This is a genomic window from Bradyrhizobium sp. SZCCHNS1022 (genome assembly GCF_032484835.1).
Lineage (GTDB): Bacteria > Pseudomonadota > Alphaproteobacteria > Rhizobiales > Xanthobacteraceae > Bradyrhizobium.
The window spans coordinates 177,958-194,395 of record NZ_JAUETT010000005.1 but is presented as its reverse complement, the minus strand read 5'-3'; the positions used below and the strand labels follow the sequence as shown (position 1 = coordinate 194,395).

Annotated in this window: 14 protein-coding genes; 7 read left to right on the top strand and 7 right to left on the bottom strand. The window is 65.1% G+C overall.

Annotated features, from left to right (window positions below):
* Positions 1-139: 139 nt before the first annotated feature.
* Both QX071_RS26295 and QX071_RS26290 read right to left on the bottom strand, forming a co-directional pair.
* Positions 140-1,954, bottom strand: a complete 1,815-nt coding sequence (locus tag QX071_RS26295) for an ABC-F family ATP-binding cassette domain-containing protein (protein ID WP_315705302.1) — start codon at positions 1,952-1,954, stop codon at positions 140-142.
* 18 nt (positions 1,955-1,972) lie between these two features.
* A complete protein-coding gene (locus QX071_RS26290; protein WP_315705303.1) occupies positions 1,973-2,509 on the bottom strand; it encodes a YaiI/YqxD family protein in 537 nt (178 codons plus the stop codon).
* 90 nt (positions 2,510-2,599) lie between these two features.
* Between QX071_RS26290 and QX071_RS26285 the strand changes: the two genes are divergently transcribed.
* Positions 2,600-3,400 carry a hypothetical protein gene (locus QX071_RS26285; protein ID WP_315705304.1) on the top strand — a complete coding sequence of 267 codons (801 nt, stop codon included), beginning with the start codon at positions 2,600-2,602 and terminating at the stop codon, positions 3,398-3,400.
* Between the two features lie 184 nt (positions 3,401-3,584).
* Here QX071_RS26285 and QX071_RS26280 read toward each other — a convergent pair whose 3' ends face one another.
* Positions 3,585-5,960: a xanthine dehydrogenase family protein molybdopterin-binding subunit gene (locus tag QX071_RS26280; RefSeq protein WP_315705305.1), complete on the bottom strand. Its 2,376-nt coding sequence runs from the start codon at positions 5,958-5,960 to the stop codon at positions 3,585-3,587.
* Positions 5,961-6,170: 210 nt separating this feature from the next.
* On the opposite strand from QX071_RS26280, the gene QX071_RS26275 reads away from it, so the two are divergent.
* The 4 genes from QX071_RS26275 to QX071_RS26260 all read left to right on the top strand — a co-directional run bounded on the left by QX071_RS26275 (position 6,171) and on the right by QX071_RS26260 (position 9,303).
* Positions 6,171-7,250, top strand: coding sequence for a Ppx/GppA phosphatase family protein (locus QX071_RS26275; RefSeq protein ID WP_315705306.1), 1,080 nt, complete (start codon positions 6,171-6,173; stop codon positions 7,248-7,250).
* 235 nt (positions 7,251-7,485) lie between these two features.
* Complete coding sequence (locus QX071_RS26270) at positions 7,486-8,181, top strand: RlmE family RNA methyltransferase (protein ID WP_315705307.1); 696 nt, start codon at positions 7,486-7,488, stop codon at positions 8,179-8,181.
* Between the two features lie 327 nt (positions 8,182-8,508).
* Positions 8,509-8,781, top strand: a complete 273-nt coding sequence (locus QX071_RS26265; protein WP_315705308.1) for a DUF3551 domain-containing protein — start codon at positions 8,509-8,511, stop codon at positions 8,779-8,781.
* Positions 8,782-8,946: 165 nt separating this feature from the next.
* Entirely contained in the window at positions 8,947-9,303 is a 357-nt protein-coding gene (locus QX071_RS26260) for a hypothetical protein (RefSeq protein WP_315705309.1), read from the top strand.
* Between the two features lie 69 nt (positions 9,304-9,372).
* Here the strand turns inward: QX071_RS26260 and QX071_RS26255 are convergent, their stop codons facing one another.
* The 3 genes from QX071_RS26255 to QX071_RS26245 are packed head-to-tail and all read right to left on the bottom strand — an operon-like array spanning position 9,373 to position 12,874.
* Complete coding sequence (locus QX071_RS26255; RefSeq protein WP_315728651.1) at positions 9,373-11,592, bottom strand: xanthine dehydrogenase family protein molybdopterin-binding subunit; 2,220 nt, start codon at positions 11,590-11,592, stop codon at positions 9,373-9,375.
* Positions 11,589-12,080 (bottom strand): (2Fe-2S)-binding protein, encoded by a 492-nt coding sequence (locus tag QX071_RS26250; protein WP_315705311.1) that lies wholly within the window; start codon positions 12,078-12,080, stop codon positions 11,589-11,591. The genes QX071_RS26255 and QX071_RS26250 overlap by 4 nt, the downstream gene beginning before the upstream one ends.
* Entirely contained in the window at positions 12,077-12,874 is a 798-nt protein-coding gene (locus QX071_RS26245; RefSeq protein ID WP_315705312.1) for a cytochrome c, read from the bottom strand. The genes QX071_RS26250 and QX071_RS26245 overlap by 4 nt, the downstream gene beginning before the upstream one ends.
* A 106-nt stretch (positions 12,875-12,980) precedes the next feature.
* Here QX071_RS26245 and QX071_RS26240 point away from each other — a divergent pair, with 106 nt between their 5' ends.
* Together QX071_RS26240 and QX071_RS26235 are read left to right on the top strand one after the other, a co-directional pair.
* Positions 12,981-13,835, top strand: a complete 855-nt coding sequence (locus QX071_RS26240) for a hypothetical protein (RefSeq protein WP_315705313.1) — start codon at positions 12,981-12,983, stop codon at positions 13,833-13,835.
* 221 nt (positions 13,836-14,056) lie between these two features.
* Entirely contained in the window at positions 14,057-15,121 is a 1,065-nt protein-coding gene (locus QX071_RS26235) for a linear amide C-N hydrolase (protein WP_315705314.1), read from the top strand.
* A 12-nt stretch (positions 15,122-15,133) separates the two neighbouring features.
* Here QX071_RS26235 and QX071_RS26230 read toward each other — a convergent pair whose 3' ends face one another.
* A complete protein-coding gene (locus tag QX071_RS26230) occupies positions 15,134-16,342 on the bottom strand; it encodes an FAD-dependent oxidoreductase (protein WP_315705315.1) in 1,209 nt (402 codons plus the stop codon).
* Positions 16,343-16,438 lie beyond the last annotated feature (96 nt).

The window sequence follows — 16,438 nt, the reverse complement described above, 5'->3', positions numbered from 1 at the left end:
CGTCATTGCGAGGAGCGATAGCGACGAAGCAGTCCAGAGTGTTGGGGGTAGCTCTGGATTGCTTCCGCCGTCGCCCTTTGGGCTATGGCGGACAAGGAGCTTCGCTCGCAAATGACGGCTAAGAGTGGCACTGTCGCCCTCACGCGCCCTCGATCTCCTCGCGCAGCATTTCCAGCTCAAGCCAGCGGTCTTCGGCGGCGGTGAGCTCGGCCTGGGCGGCGGCGGCGGCGACAGACGCTGCTTCGAATTTCTTGCGGTCCTTGGTGTAGAGTTCGGGGTCGGCAAGGATCGTCTGCTGCTTCGCGATCTCGGCTTGCAGCTTGGCGATCGTCTTCGGCAGTGTCTCCAGCGCGTGCTTCTCGTTGAAGGAGAGCTTGCGTTTCGGTGCGCTGGACGGCGCCGTGGAAGCTTTGGCTTCCTTCTTGTCGTCCTGCACTGCGGCCTTCGGCGTCTCCCGCTTCAGATCGGCGCCGCGCTGCGCCAGCATGTCGCTGTAGCCGCCGGCATATTCGATCCATTTGCCGTCGCCCTCCGGCACGATCACCGAGGTGACGACGCGATCGAGGAAATCGCGGTCATGGCTGATCAGGATCACCGTGCCTTCGTAATCGCCGAGCATGTCCTCGAGCACGTCGAGGGTTTCGAGATCGAGATCGTTGGTCGGCTCGTCCAGCACCAGCAGGTTCGAGGGTTTGGCCAGCGCGCGCGCCAGCATCAGCCGGCCGCGCTCGCCGCCCGAGAGCACCTCCAGCGGGGTGCGCATCTGCTCGCGCGCGAACAGGAAGTCTTCCATGTAGCCGACGACATGCTTGGGCTTGCCGCCCACCATGACATGGTCGCCGCGCCCGCCGGTCAACGCCTCCGCAAGGGTGGTTTTCGGATCGAGGCTTTCTCGATGCTGATCGAGCGTCGCCGTTTCGAGATTGACGCCGAGCCGCACGCTGCCGCTGTCCGGCGTGTCGCCGCCGGTCAGCAGATTGACCAGCGTGGTCTTGCCGGCGCCGTTCGGGCCGATGATGCCGACGCGATCGCCGCGCTGGATGCGGATGGAGAAATTGTCGACGATCTTGCGCTCGCCAAAGGCCTTGCTGACGCCTTTGGCTTCGATCACCAGCTTGCCGGACTTGTCGGCTTCCGCTGCCGCGAGGTTGGCGGCACCAGCGGTGCCGCGATAGTCGCGGCGCTGCTGGCGCAGCGCATGCAGATTGGCGAGCCGCTTGACGTTGCGCTTGCGCCGGCCGGAGACGCCATGGCGCAGCCAGTGCTCCTCGTTGACGATCTTGCGGTCGAGCTTGTGCTGTTCGCGCTCTTCTTCGGCCAGCACCTCGTCGCGCCAGGCTTCGAACGCGGCGAAGCCACGGTCGATCTGCTTGATCTGGCCGCGGTCGAGCCAGGCGGTCGCGCGCGACAGGTTGGTCAGGAACCGGCGGTCATGGCTGATCAGGACCAGCGCGCAGCGCCGGCCGTCGAGCTCGTTCTCCAGCCATTCGATGACCGGCAGATCGAGATGGTTGGTCGGCTCGTCCAGCAGCAGGATGTCGGGCGAGGGCGCCAGCACCCGTGCGATCGCCGCGCGCCGCGCCTCGCCGCCCGACAGATGCGCCGGATCTTCCTGCCCGGTCAGCCCGAGCTGTTCGACCAGATAGCGCGCCTGGTAGGAATCGTCGCCGGGCCCGAGGCCGGCTTCGACATAGGCGAGCGTGGTGGCATGGCCGGAAAAATCCGGCTCCTGGGGCAGGTAGCGCACCGTGGCTCCCGGTTGAACAAAACGCGTGCCGCTGTCCGCCTCGACCAGGCCGGCCGCAATCTTCAGCAAGGTCGACTTGCCGGAGCCGTTGCGGCCGATCAGGCAGACGCGCTCGCCAGGCGAGACCGAGAGCTCGACACCCGAGAGCAGCGGCGTGCCGCCGAAGGTCAGCTTGATGTCCTTGAGTTGAATTAGTGGGGGCGCCATGAACGTCGCTCTAAAATTCTACTTCTGCTGCAGTGTGGACTGCTCTGCGCGCTGGCGCTGGAGACGGCGGATGGTCTGATCGAGCGCCGACAGGAACGCGGAGCGATCGCGCGGCGTGAACGATTTCGGGCCGTCGGTCACCTCGCCTGACGAGCGCAGATCGGTCATCAGGTTGCGCATGGCGAGTGCCATGCCGATCGAGTCCTCGCTGAACGGCTTGCCGTTCGGCGCAATCACCTCGGCTCCGGTCTTGACGCAGCGGCTTGCCAACGGAATGTCCCAGGTGACGACGATGTCGCCTCGGCCCGACCGTTCCGCAATCCAATCGTCGGCCGCATCCATCCCGGAACCCGCGGCGACGCGCTCGATCAGGGAGTCTTGCGGCACCCGGATGAAGCCACCGGCCACCACGCTGACGGGTACGCCGTGCCTGATCGCGACGCGATAGATTTCGTCCTTCACAGGGCAGGCGTCAGCGTCGACATAGATGCGGGTCGGGTTCAATTTGGCCGTCTTCCGGTGGCGTGGGGCGCCACGGGTGGTACCCCATCGCATGGGGAATTGCGAGCCAAAGGAGCGGCTTGGCCGGCGCATTTCGAGCCGCTACGATCGCGCGCAGACAACGACAAAACAGGGGAAACGCGGATGGGGAGCCGGCTCGAGACCTATCGTATCGAGGCCTACAACACGGCCAAGCAGTCCGAGAACAAGATGCATGACGATACCGTGGCGCGGCGCTTCGGCTTCACCGGCGGACTGGTCCCGGGCGTCGAGGTGATGGCCTATATGGTGCACATGCCGGTTGCGCGATGGGGACGCGAGTTTCTGGAGCGGGGGCTGATCGAGGCGCGCTTCGTCAAGCCGGTCTATGACGGCGAAATCGCCGAGGTCCGGGCGAGCGAGAGCGATGGTGCGCTCGCGCTCGAGGTTCGCAGCCGTGGCGAGGTTTGCGCCACCGGCGCGGCCTCGCTGCCGTCCACGGCGCCCCTGGTGGCCCTGGCCGACTACAAAGATGTCGGTGCGGTGGCCAGGCGCAAGCCGGTCGGCGCTGATACTTTCGCGGAAGGAAGCTGGCTCGGCACGGCGGCGCGGGCGTGGCCCGGGCCGGCGGCCGCGGCTTATCTTCGGGAGATCCGTGAGCGTGAGCCGATCTATGCCGAAAGCCGTCTCGGCCATCCCGGCATGCTGCAGCGGGTGATGAATCGCCTATTGGTCGACAATGTGATCCTCGGGCCCTGGATTCACGTCGGCAGCCGCATGCAGCTGCTGTCGGCCTTCTTCGAAGACGATGAGATCACGGCGCGCGCGAAAGTGACCGCGAATTATGAGAAGAAGGGCCACCGCTTCGTCGAGCTCGATGCGCTGGTGATCGCGAACGGCACGACACCGCTCGCGCATTGCCACCATGTCGCGATCTACCGGCCGCGCGAGCAGGCCGCGGCGTAATTGAAGCGGCTACGCACGCCAGCTCTACACAAAAATTCGTCATGCCCGCGTAGGCGGGCATCCAGTACGCCGTGGCTTCTCGGTGAATCACGATCGTCTCTGGAATACTGGATCGCCCGCCTTCGCGGGCGATGACACTTGATGATGGGCGGCCGCGGCGCGCCTTTCATCTCGCGCCGAACAGTCAAGCCGCCTTGCTTGCCTTTCCGTCCTGGATCGCGCGCCAGACCTTCTCGGCCGTCAAGGGCATGTCGAGATGCTTGACCCCATACTCGGACAGCGCATCGATCACGGCATTGACCACGGTCGAGAGTGAGCCGGCGCAGCCGGCTTCGCCGCAGCCCTTGGTGCCCAGCGGATTGGTCTTGGCCGGCACCGGATGATCGCCGACCGCCATCATCGGAATGTCGGAGGCGCGCGGCAGGGCGTAGTCCATCAGCGAGCCCGTGATCGGCTGGCCGCTCTCGTCATAGCGCACATGCTCCATCAGCGCCTGGCCGATGCCTTGCGCGACCCCGCCATGGAGCTGGCCGGCGACGATCATCGGATTTACGACCGTGCCGAAGTCGTTGACGCCGGTATAGGCGACCACCTGCACCACGCCGGTGTCAGGATCGACCTCGACCTCGGCGACATGGCAGCCGTTCGGGAACGCCGATTCCGTGCTGGTGGTGGCGTGATCGACGTCGAGCGAGGCTGGCACGCCGTCCGGCGTCTTGCCCTCGCGCATCCGCTGCGCCAGCTCCATGATATCGATGGTGCGGTCGGTGCCGGCGATGGTGAAGCGGCCGTCGGCGAATTCGATGTCGGCCTCGGACGCCTCGAGCAGATGCGCGGCCGCCTGCTTGCCCTTGGCGATCACGAGCTGCGAAGCCTCGACGATCGCCTGTCCGGTCGCGGTGATCGACCGTGAGCCGCCAGTGCCGTTGCCGAAGCGGACCAGATCGGAGTCGCTCTGCTCCAGCCGGATCTTCTCGAAGGGGACGCCGAGCTGGCCCGAGAGCACCTGCGCGAACGGCGTGGCGTGGCCCTGGCCGTAATCCAGCGTGCCGGTGGTGAGCGTCACGCCGCCATCGGCGTCGAAGGTGATCTTGCCGAGCTCGCCGGATGGCGGCGCGGTGACCTCGAGATAGGAGCCGACGGCGATGCCGCGCAGCTTGCCGTTCTTGCGGCTCTCGCGCTTGCGCTTGTTGAAGTTGTCGAAATCGGACAGCTGGATCGCCTTCTGGAACACCGCGGCGAAATCGCCCGAGTCGTAGGTCACGCCGGAAGCGGCCGGAAACGGCATCTGGTTCGGCTTGATGAAGTTGCGCTTGCGCAGGGCCAGCCGGTCGATGCCCATCTCGTCCGCGGCAGTATCGATCAGCCGCTCCATGAAATAGTTCGCCTCGGGCCGGCCGGCGCCGCGATAGGCGCCCATCAGCGTCATATTGGTGAGCACGGTCTTGATGTCGACCGACAACAGCGGCGTGCGATAGACGCTGGCGAGGTTCTTGCCGGTGTTCAGCGACAGCGGGCTCGGGGCGACCCCCGTGATATAGGCGCCGAGATTGCCGTAGCCGGACAGCCGCACCGCCAGGAAATGGCCCTCGGCGTCGAGCGCGAGCTCGCCATGGATGATCTGGTCGCGGCCGTGGCTGTCGGACAGGAAGCTGCCGGAGCGCTCGTCGCGCCATTTCACGGGACGGCCGAGTTCCTTGGCCGCATGCAGGATGCAGACATATTCGGGATAGCCGACGTTCTTCATCCCGAAGGAGCCGCCGACATTGCCGGTGAGAATGCGCACCTTCTCCGGGGCGACATTCAGGATCTTGGCCAGCATCAGTTTGTTGCCGGAGACGCCCTGCGTCGGGACCTGGAGCGTGTAACGCTCGTTTTCCTTGTCGAACGAGGCGAGTGCAACCCGCGGCTCCATCGGCACCACCGCGACGCGGGTGTTGACGATGTCGAGCTTGGTGACATGGGCGGCCTTGGCGAAGGCCTCCTCGATCTTGGCGGTGTCGCCATAATGATAATCCAACGCCACATTGTTCGGGATGTGGTCGTAGAGTTGGGGCGCGCCGGGTCGGGTTGCCTCCTCGGCATTGGTGACCGCGGGCAGGGGCTCGATGTCGACCTCGACCGCCTCGGCGGCATCGCGGGCCTGGTTCATGGTCTCGGCGACCACGAAAGCCACGGGATCGCCGACGAAGCGCACCTTGTCGGTCGGCAGCGCCGTGCGGTTGGTCTGCTTGAGCGGGGTGCCGTCCCGGTTTTTGAGCGGCAGGCCGCAGGTGAAGGGCCCGTAATTGGCGGCCGCAAGGTCAGCGCCGGTCCAGATCCCGAGCACGCCCGGCATGGCCCTGGCCGTCGTGCTGTCGATCCCCTTGATCAGGCCATGGGCGTGGCTCGAACGGACGATCCAGGCGTAGACTTGGCCGGGCAGGTTGACATCGTCGGTATATTTGCCCTGGCCGCGAACCAGTGTGTCGTCCTCTTTGCGGCGCACCGGCTGCCCGACGCCGAATTTCTGCAGCGCCATGGCGTTTTCGAGGGCGGCCGGGGAGGTGAAATCTTGCATGGAATTGAACCCAAAAGGCTGGACGATCGCGAAGACTGCGTGCTGTCCCAGATAGTCCGCCCCCTTTCCCCCGACAACGCCCGATTAGGAATGGTTCGTAACGTCCAGGCGATGGGCTCGTTCGGGACTGTTGCACAGGGGCTATGCACTGCTAATGTTTCAGGAAAGCGAAATTCCATGTCGGCCGTCTGGCCGGCGGAAAGACAATGAATGATCAATGACACGCGGCTGCAGGAAAGCCTCGCGCCGCGCGGGAACATCGAGCCTGAGTTTGCTCCGGGACTGGACCCGGCCGCGGTAGGTTGCGCCTCCACCCATGGTGCGGGAAGCGTCTACGCGGCCCTGGATCTCGGAACCAACAATTGCAGGCTCCTGATCGCCTGCCCGTCGGGCGATAGTTTTCGCGTGGTCGACTCGTTTTCACGCATTGTCCGGTTGGGCGAGGGAATCTCGACCACCGGCTGTATCAGCGAACCGGCGATGGAGCGCGCCATCGCTGCGCTCAGCATCTGTCGGGACAAGATCCAGTCGCGCAAGGCGAGGCGCCTGCGGCTGATCGCGACCGAAGCCTGCCGCGCGGCCGCCAACGCCGACCGGTTCCGCGACCGGGTTGCGGCCGAGACGGGTATCCAGCTCGAGGTGATCGACCGGCAGACCGAGGCGGCCCTGGCCGTGAAAGGCTGCGCACCGCTGCTGGACCCGACCGGGCGTGGCGCCATCCTGTTCGACATCGGCGGCGGTTCCAGCGAGCTGGTGCGGATCCAGCGTGATCCGGCGGACCGGGATGCGGAACCCGAGATCAAGGCCTGGATGTCGATCCCGCTCGGCGTTGTGACCCTGGCCGAGCGGTTCGGCGGCAAGGACGTGACACCCGAGATCTACGCGGCGATGGTGGAGGCGGTCGAGCAGCACATCGCGCCCTTTGCCGCCGAGCACGGTTCAGATCTCGCCGGCATGCATCTGCTCGGCACCTCCGGCACCGTGACCACGCTTGCCGGCATCCACCTCAATCTGCCGCGCTACGACCGCCGACGTGTCGATGGCATCTGGATCAACGACGCCGAGATCACGACGACGATCGCGCGGCTGCTATCCATGACCTACCAGCAGCGCGCCGACAACAACTGCATCAGCGTCGACCGCGCCGATCTCGTGCTCGCGGGCTGTGCGATCCTGGACGCGATCCGGCAGGCGTTCCCGCTGCCGCGGCTGCGGGTCGCCGATCGCGGTCTGCGCGAGGGCATGCTAGTCGAAATGATGCGCGAGGACGGCGCGTTGCGGACGGCGTAGGCGTCATTCCGGGGCGCATGCGCCTCGGCAAATTGCGAACCGATTTGCGCGTGAGCCAGCGGAAGCTCTGTTCGTTGTGCGAGCTCTCCGCTGCCGACCTATCTAGATGTATCGTTTCACGGTGCTTCTCAGGATAAGGGCTGAACGCGCGGCAGGATTTTTTGACCCTCATGGTGAGGGCGCGGCAAGGCCGCGCGTCTCGAACCATGAGGCCCATACATCGGACTTTTGGACCATGGCAAAAGACACCACCGGCCGCATGCATGTGCAGGTCAAGACCGGGGGCAAGCGCAAGCTGTCCTCAAAGCTCTGGCTGGAACGCCAGCTCAACGATCCCTATGTCGCACAGGCCAAGCGCGAGGGGTATCGCTCACGCGCGGCCTATAAGCTGATCGAGATTGACGACAAATATCATCTGCTCAAGTCCGGCATGACCGTGGTCGACCTCGGCGCGGCGCCCGGTGGCTGGAGCCAGATCGCAGCAAAGCGTGTCGGCGCCGACGCAGGCAAGGGCAGGGTGATCGCCATCGATCTGTTGGAGATGGGCGAAATCCCCGGCGTCACCTTCACCCAGCTCGACTTCCACGCCAATGATGCGCCGGAGAAGCTCGTCGCGATGCTCGGGGGCCGCGCCGATGTCGTGATGTCGGACATGGCCGCCAATACCACCGGCCATCGCAAGACCGATCAGCTCCGCATCGTTGGTCTCGTCGAACTCGCGGCGCATTTCGCCGGCGAGGTGCTGAAGCCCGGCGGTACCTTCCTCGCCAAGACTTTCCAGAGTGGCGCCGATGCCGACCTTCTCGCGCAGCTCAAGCGCGATTTTTCAAATGTGCGCCACATCAAGCCGGCGGCGAGCCGCCAGGATTCCTCCGAGCGCTACGTGCTGGCGATGGGCTTCAGGGGCGATCGGACCGCGGACGCCGAATAGCAGTGCGATTGCGACCACGTCGGCCATGCAATCGGACCGGCAAAGTCCGCAAGGGATGCTCCGGAGCATGCAGCGACAGCAGGAGAAGTCCCATCAGCACCATCATCAATACAATCTTCGGTTCGATCATGGCGACAATCCTGATTTGATCACGATTAATTAGATTCTGCCTTCCTGCTCTCGCCGTGTATTGATACAGCTCAACAATCGCTTCGGCGGTTCTCAGGCAAGAACACCGAGCGTTTCATGATATTTCTTGATTCAAAGCAAAGTGCCGAGCCGATCTTGCCGGCTTATCCGGCGACGACCGCTAATTCGGAGAATCCAATGCGTGTTCTGGTTTGGAGCCTTCTCGTGTGTGCCGCCGCCCTGTCCATTCCGGCCAAAGCCCAGACCTACGATCCTCGCGTGCCCGTGTGCATGAAGGTCTATGACGGGCCGTTCGGCGGCGGCGAATGGATCGATTGCAGCTACGCCTCGCTGCCGCAGTGCCAGGCTTCGGCGTCCGGACGGGCGGCGATGTGCGTGCTCAATCCCTATTTCACCCCGCCTCCGGTCAGGCCGCTGCGGGCTCACCGGCGCCACCGGCACGCCTACTGAACAATTCTCCTGCTTGCGTAGCTCTTGCTTGTCTGGGCGGACACATAGCGACAACTTGGCAACAACTTCCGTCGTCGCTGCCAATTTCATTTCGATTTGTTTCTCCGGTCGAAGCGCTTTTCGATTTGAATCGCTTTCGAGCCGCTGCCTGTCTATGATGCGCGCATGTCGCGCATCCTGTCGGTCTCCACTGGACTCCTCGTTCTCTTGCTGCCGGCGCTTGCCTTCGCCGCGCCTGCGCATAAGCGCGCGCAACGCTGGCACGGCTATGGCTTCCTGCCCGGCTACCATCAGCCGGTGAACAACAGCCTTCCGCTCTATGCGCAAAAGGAGGCGATGCGCCAGCCGCCTAATTCCAAACGCCGCCATTGGTACATCGACCCGACGCCGCGCTATTACCTCTATAATGGCGAGTGGCACTATTTCGGTCGCCCTGGCTTCTACCGCGGGCACTACAACGGCGGCAGTTTCGGCCCTTGCTGGACACGTACGCCGATCGGCGCCGTCTGGACCTGCGGCTGACGGCCGGACCGCTGCCGCAAGCGGCAACGGCGTCTGCCGATAACTGTTCCGGCGCGGCGCTTTGCAAGCTCAGGCCTCGATGGCCGCCCGGATGCGCTGCCGGGTCAGCGGCAGATCGCGCAAACGCTTGCCGATGGCGTTGGCAATGCCATTCGCGATCGAGGCGGCCGCGGGGCCTTGTGCGGTTTCGCCGGCGCCGAGGAACGGCAGACCCGGCCTGTCGATGAGATGAACCTCGATGCTCTCAGGCACCGCGTTGAAGCGCAGAATGGGATAGGTCTGCCAATCGATGCTGGTGATCCTGGTCTCGTCGAAGGTGACACTCTCATACAGGGTCCAGCTCGAGGATTGCACGATCGCGCCTTCGACCTGGTTGATCAGCCCGTTGGGATTGACGATCTGGCCGGCATCGACGGCGGCAACCGCGCGCACCAGGCGCGCGCGGCCCGTGTCCCGATTGACCTCGACCTCGGAGGCGATCGCGCAATAGGCGGCGAGGTTCTTGTAGCGGGCGAAGGCAAAGCCATAGCCGCGGCCGGACGGTGGTTTTTGATCTTTGGCCCAGCCGAATCCCTCCGCGGCCTTCTGCACCACGTCGCGTGCCCGCTGATCCTGCAAATGCGCCAGCCGAAATTCGATCGGATCCTTGTCCGTAATGACAGCCAGCTCGTCCATGAAGCTCTCGATCGAGAAGACGTTGTGATAGGCCCCGAGCGAGCGCATCGCCGAGATCCGCAGCGGCATCTGGCTGATGAAGTGGTGCACCACCTTGGCATTCGGAAACGCATAGATCGGGATCGCGTTGCGATCGCCGCCGCCCTCCGGCAAGGGCAGGGGCTTTGGCGCGGGCTCTGCGAACGGGTGCTCCTTGTGGCGCGCGGCGAGGAGCGTGCCGGCGGTGCCCGGACGCGTCGAATGCGTGTTGCTCCACACCTCGAAATGCCAGTCCGCAACACGTCCGTCGGCATCGAGCGATGCCTTCACCTGTGTGAGCATGGCTGGTCCGAACGGCTCCCACGCATGCTCCTGTTCGCGCATCCATTGTACCCGGATCGGGCGTCCCGGCAGCAGGCTCGCGATCAGAGCGGCGTCAGCCGCAGCATCATCCGCGCCATTATGGCCGTAACAGCCGGAGCCCTCGACATGGATCACGCGAAGGCTGTCGGGTCCGAGGTTCAGCATCTCCGCGATGGCCCGGCGGTCGGGATAGACCCCTTGCGTATGGGTCCATATCGTCATCGCGCCGTCGCTGAATTGCGCCACCGCGCATGACGGGCCGATCGATCCATGGGATTGGTACGGCCGTGTGTAGCTCGCTTCGATCGAGCGCCGGCCGATGGCCTGGGGATCGCTGACATCGAGGATGGTCGAATCCTGCGACGGCAGGCTGGTCAGCAACTCCCGCACGCCGCGGTCGGTCGGCAGTTGCGCGTGCTCCTGCCATTTGGCCGCGGCGGCGAGCGCCAGCATCGCCTTGATCGCCTGGAATTCCTTCTCTGCGATCACGGCCAGGAAATTGCCGTTGCGGATCACCGTGACGACGCCGGCCAGTTTCTCGACCGACGCCGTGTCCACGTCCCTCAGCTCTGCGCCGTAGCTCGGCGGCCGCACGATGCGCGCATGCAGCATCCCGGGCAGTCGCATGTCCTGCACATAGGCCGCGCCACCGGTCACCTTGGCGGGGATGTCCACGCGCGGGACCGGCTGACCCATCACTTTGAAGCTTGCGGGGTCCTTGAGTTTCGAAGTCGTCTGCGCCTCGACGTGCAGCATCTCGGGCGCGACCAGTTCGCCATAGCCGAGCCGCGTGCCGTCGGTGGCGACCACGGCGCCGTTCTCGGCGCGCAGACCGTCGGCCGGCCGGTTCAGACGTTCTGCCGCCTGCGCGATCAGGAGTTCGCGGACTTGTGCTGCCGCATTGCGAATGGCGGTGCCGCTATCCTGCATCGAATGGCTGCCCGCGGTGTAACCCTCGTTGGCAGTCAGCTTGGTATCGGCGGTGACGAGATTGATGCTTTCGAACGGCACATCCAGCTCTTCGGCCGCGATCTGTTGCAGCGCGGTCTTGATGCCCTGGCCGAGCTCGGCCTTGCCGGTGAATACGGTGATGTGGCCGTCAGCATCGATCCTGATCCAGGAATCGAGATAGGGGGCGGTCGCGAGGCTGCCCGGGCGCTTCGGCGTCGCGGCTCCTTCCTGCGCTGCGGCGCCGCGCAGCGAGAAGCTGACGAGCAGCGCGCCGCCGCCCAGCAGCACTTGCCGGCGATCGACGGTGAAGGCGGCGGTCATAGCGTGCCTCCATGATCCGTGGTTTCGGCCCGGGTCATCATCTCCGCGGCGCGAAGCACTGCGCGCAGGATCCGCATGTGGGTGCCGCAGCGGCACAGAGGCGGGGCCAGCTCGGCGCGGATCTCCTGATCGCTCGGATTTGGATGACGCTGCAGCAGCGCCTGCGCCCGCATCATCATGCCGGCGATGCAGTAGCCGCATTGTGCCGCCTGCTCCTCCATGAAGGCGCGCTGGATCGGCGACGGCTTCTCGACGGTGCCCAATCCTTCCAGCGTGGTCACCTCTTTGTCTTTCAGGAGCAGGATCGGGGTGACGCAGGAGAACACCGCGTTGCCGTTGACCATCACGGTGCAGGCGCCGCATTGGCCGAGCCCGCAGCCATATTTGGCGGCGTTGAGCTCGAGGTCGTCGCGCAGCACGTAGAGCAGCGGCGTGTCCGGCTCGGCGTCGATCTGGTGATCCCGGCCGTTGATCTTCAATGTCATCATGGCTGGCCTCGCGGCGGCACGTGGATTGTGATGTTCGGCGGCTCTGCCGCGGTCTGCAGAAATGCGGCCTGCGCTTCCCGCGCCATGGCAATGGTTTGACCGACATTGCTCCAGGCGGGCTGCTTGCTGAAGCGTGCGCGCAGATAGGCGAGCAGTGAGCCTATCTGTGTATCGGTCATGCTCGCTGCGAACGCGGGCATGATCGGACTGCGTTCGCCGTCCCGCGCCGGCAAGCCATAGAGGATGGTGTTGGCGACGTTGCGCGGATCGGGGGCGCTGATCCCGGTCGACAGGTGCAGGTCGACGCCGGCGTAGGGCAGGGCGCGGGCGGTCTCGTGGCAACTCGCACAGGCCGCGGCGTAGATGGCAGCGCCATCCTTATCGTCCGGGGTGGTCGCATTCGGCGCGGAGGTCGAGCTTGATGCTTGCGCGTTGCCGGATCGCGGCTGCGCGGCTTCCGTGCGCGCGACCTCGGCATTTTGGATGCGCGAGGGCGAAGGCGGTCCGAAGACCCCGGCCATGTAGATCGCAATGGCCCGGACATCGTCGGCGTCGACCGAGGACAGATTGTTGACGACCTCCGCCATCGGCCCGCGCGCAACGCCGTGGTCTTTCTGCCAGCCGTTGCGCAGGTAGTCGAACAGCGCGTCCGCGGTCCAGGGCACCGGCGCAGGCGACTGCGCATTGAGGGCATAGGCGACCCAGTTCTCGGCTTCGCCCCCGGCAAACGTGGCGGCGGTGCGCTCGGCGCCGAGCGCATTGCGCGGGGTATGGCAGGCGCCACAATGGGCCAATCCTTCGACCAGGTAGGCGCCGCGGTTCCAGGTCGCGCTTCTGCGCTCGGGTCCACTGCTCGGGCACGGTTACAACTTCACCCAGCGCTGGCAATTCCTCCACGGCGTGCTCAACTGGTTCTGCAAGCCGTTCATGGTGCTGCTGCTGATCGCGCCGCCGATCTATTGGTTCGCCGGCCTGCCGGCGTTCGAGGCGGACTATCTGTCGTTCCTGCGCTACGGCGTGCCGGCGCTGCTGGCGCAGATCATCTATATGGGCTGGGTATCCCGGTCGCGGACACTGCCGCTGTTCATGGAGGCGACCCATGCCGTCACCTGCTTTGCGATCACCGCGACCTTGCTCAGCTCGATCGTCAAGCAGTTCGGCCGGCCGTTCAAGATCACTGACAAAGGCGGCGACCGCTCCAGGCCGCGCGTGCACGGCAGGCTCGCCGCGACCTTCGGGCTGATCGCGGCGAGCTCTGCGGCCAGCATCGTCTGGGCCTTCGTCTCGCCCTATGCGGCGAGCGAGATTTCGGCGATCGATTTCTTCAACCTGCCGTGGGCCGCCATCGCCATGCTCGTCGCCTTCGTCGCGTTTCTGGTCTGCTTCGAGCTGCCGCGTGGCGAGGAGATGTTTCCGGCCGGCGATGACGGCTGGCTCGCGGCCGATGACGAACTGCGCCCATGCCGCGTTGCGGCGCTGTCGCTGTCCTCGGCGCAACTCGTCTGTTCGCGCGGCTATCCGACCGACCGGCCGGGGTCGCGAGTCCACCTCCATCTGGAGTGGCTGGGGTGGACCAGCGTCACGATCGTCTCGCGTGCGGACGCGCTGCTGCTCGTGCGCCTGGAGCCGGATTTCGAACAGCGCCGCCGACTGGTGGTGCAGCTGTTCAGCTCCTCCTGCGGTGCCATCACGAGCGAGGCGAGCCTTCGCGGCGCCCTGGCCGGCCTGGCGCGACGCGGGCTTGTCGGGCGGTGAGTTGCCGCACCGTCACGCCCTTCGATCTGACTCAGCCGAGACCATCCCTTCAAGGGGGCCGGCCGTCCTGGCCCGGCGCACGTTTTTACGGGATCTTGACTGCTCCGCAATCGCTTCTGCGAAGCGCTTACCACCTTTGCTTGTACGAGGCGGTCTGGGTAGAATTGTTCCGGACAGCTTGAAGTGCCGTGATTGAAGCGGCGCGCGCAAGAGGGCAAGCCATGATCGCTTCCAGGCACCATGTCGTCGCAGCAGCTGCGGCCATCGTCCTCGCCGCCAACCTCCTTGCCGTTGCCGCAGATGCGTGCACGCGGCTGGTCTATCTCGGAGCTGACGATCAGGTGATTACCGCGCGCTCCATGGACTGGAAGCGCGATATCGGGACTAATCTGTGGATCTTTCCGCGCGGCATGAAGCGCTCGGGCGAAGCGGGACCCAATTCGCTGCAATGGACCTCGCGCTATGGAAGCGTCATCGCCTCGGCCTACGACATTTCGACCACTGACGGGATGAACGAGGCCGGCCTGGTCGCCAACGTACTCTGGCTGGTGGAGTCGTCCTATCCGAAATACGATGGCGCGAAGCCGGGGCTCTCGATCGCCGCGTGGACACAATATGTCCTCGACAATTTTGCGACGGTCGAAGAAGCGGTGGACGCGCTCGCAAAGGAGCCGTTCACCATCGTGACCGACATGGTCCCGGGTGAGGACCGGCTGGCGACGCTGCATCTGTCGATGTCGGACGCCCGCGGCGACAGCGCCATCGTCGAATATATCGGCGGCCGTCAGGTCATCCATCACGGCCGTCAATATCAGGTGATGACCAACTCGCCGACCTTCGACGAGCAGCTCGCGCTCAATGAATATTGGAAGCAGATCGGCGGCACCGTGATGCTGCCGGGCACGAACCGGGCTGCCGATCGCTTCGCGCGGGCCTCGTTCTATGTGAACGCCATTCCCAAGACGGAGAATCCCGTCGAGGCGATCGCCAGCGTCTTCAGCGTGATCCGAAACGCATCGGTGCCGTACGGCATCACCACCCCTAACGAGCCCAACATCTCGTCGACCCGCTGGCGCACGGTGGCCGATCACAAGCGCAAGCTCTATTTCTTCGAATCCGCCCTGACGCCGAATGTCTTCTGGGTCGATCTGAGCAGGATCGATTTCTCGGAAGCCTCCGGCAAGGTGAAGATGCTCGACCTCGGGCCCAATCAGACCAATACGTTTTCCGGCGTCGCGAACGATCAGTTCAAGGAGAGCAAGCCTTTCAAGTTTCTGGGGTTGTGATCCCCAGGCGCGTCAGCTCTCCTGGACCCGCTCCCTGCGATAGCCGAGGCCGATCAGGCGCGCCGGAATTCGGGCGAGCACCGGAAAATGCGCGACCAGGCGCAGCAGCAACGGCGGCTCGGGTTGCCGGGCGCTGCCAAGCACGCCGGAGATGACGCGCTTTTGGATCTGCACCTGCAGCGCCTGCACGAGCTGTGTCGGGCGCAGCCGCCGTGCCTGCACGGCGGCAAGATCGGCCTCGCTCACCTGCCTCTCCCGGAGCGGTCGCGCCAGCAGGTTGGCCGCCGCCACCGCGTCCTGGATCGCGAGATTGATGCCGACGCCGCCGACCGGCGACATCGTATGCGCGGAGTCGCCGATGCAGAGCACACCGGGACGATGCCATGTCGTCAAGCGGTCGACGCCGACCGTCAGCAGGCGGAAATCGTCGAAGCTCGTGATCTCATGGGTGCGATCGGCCAGGAACGGCACGAGGTTGGTGATGGCGCGGCGGATGGTGTCGAGCCCGCGCGTCTTGATCTGCTCGAGCGTGCCCTTGGCGATGACCAGGCCGCATTGCCAATATTCGGTGCGGTTGATGCCCACCAGGATATGGCCGGCGCCGAAGCTGCCGACCAGATCGTCCGGATCGCCGGGCTTGCGCGACAGCCGGAACCACAGCACGTCCATCGGCGCGCCGATATCCTTGACCGGCAATCGGGTTTCCCGCCGCACCATGGAATGACGCCCATCGCAGCCGAGCACGAGATCGCTCGTGACCTGCAGCGGTCCCGCTGCCGTCTTTGCCTCGACCCCGATCACCTTGCCGTCGGCGCTGCGCAGCGCGGTCGCGTCGGCCTGCATCAGCAGCTCGAAGCCTGGGTACTTGCGCGCATGCGCGGCGAGGAAATCGAGGAAATCCCATTGCGGCATCAGCGCGACGAATTTGGCGCGCGTCGGCAGATGGGTGAAGTCGGCGAAGGTTGCCTCGATATCGCCGAAGCGGCCGCGCAGCCGCGTCACCTCGGTATGCGGCCGCTGGCGGAATGCGTCGTAGAGGCCGAGCTGGTCGAGGATCTCCAAGGTCGACGGGTGCACCGTGTCGCCGCGAAAATCGCGCAGGAAATCGGCATGCTTCTCCAACACCAGCGTGGAGACGCCGGCGCGCGCGAGCAGCAGCCCGGCCATCATGCCGGCCGGACCTCCGCCGACGATGCAACATGCGACGCGGCGTTCAGTCATCAGGGCTCTCCTCGCAGGGGGCTGATTGATCGGTCCTGTAAGCGATTTGGAACGTTGCGGTTCCAAGTTGCGCGCAAGGAGTCCTGAAACGAGGGC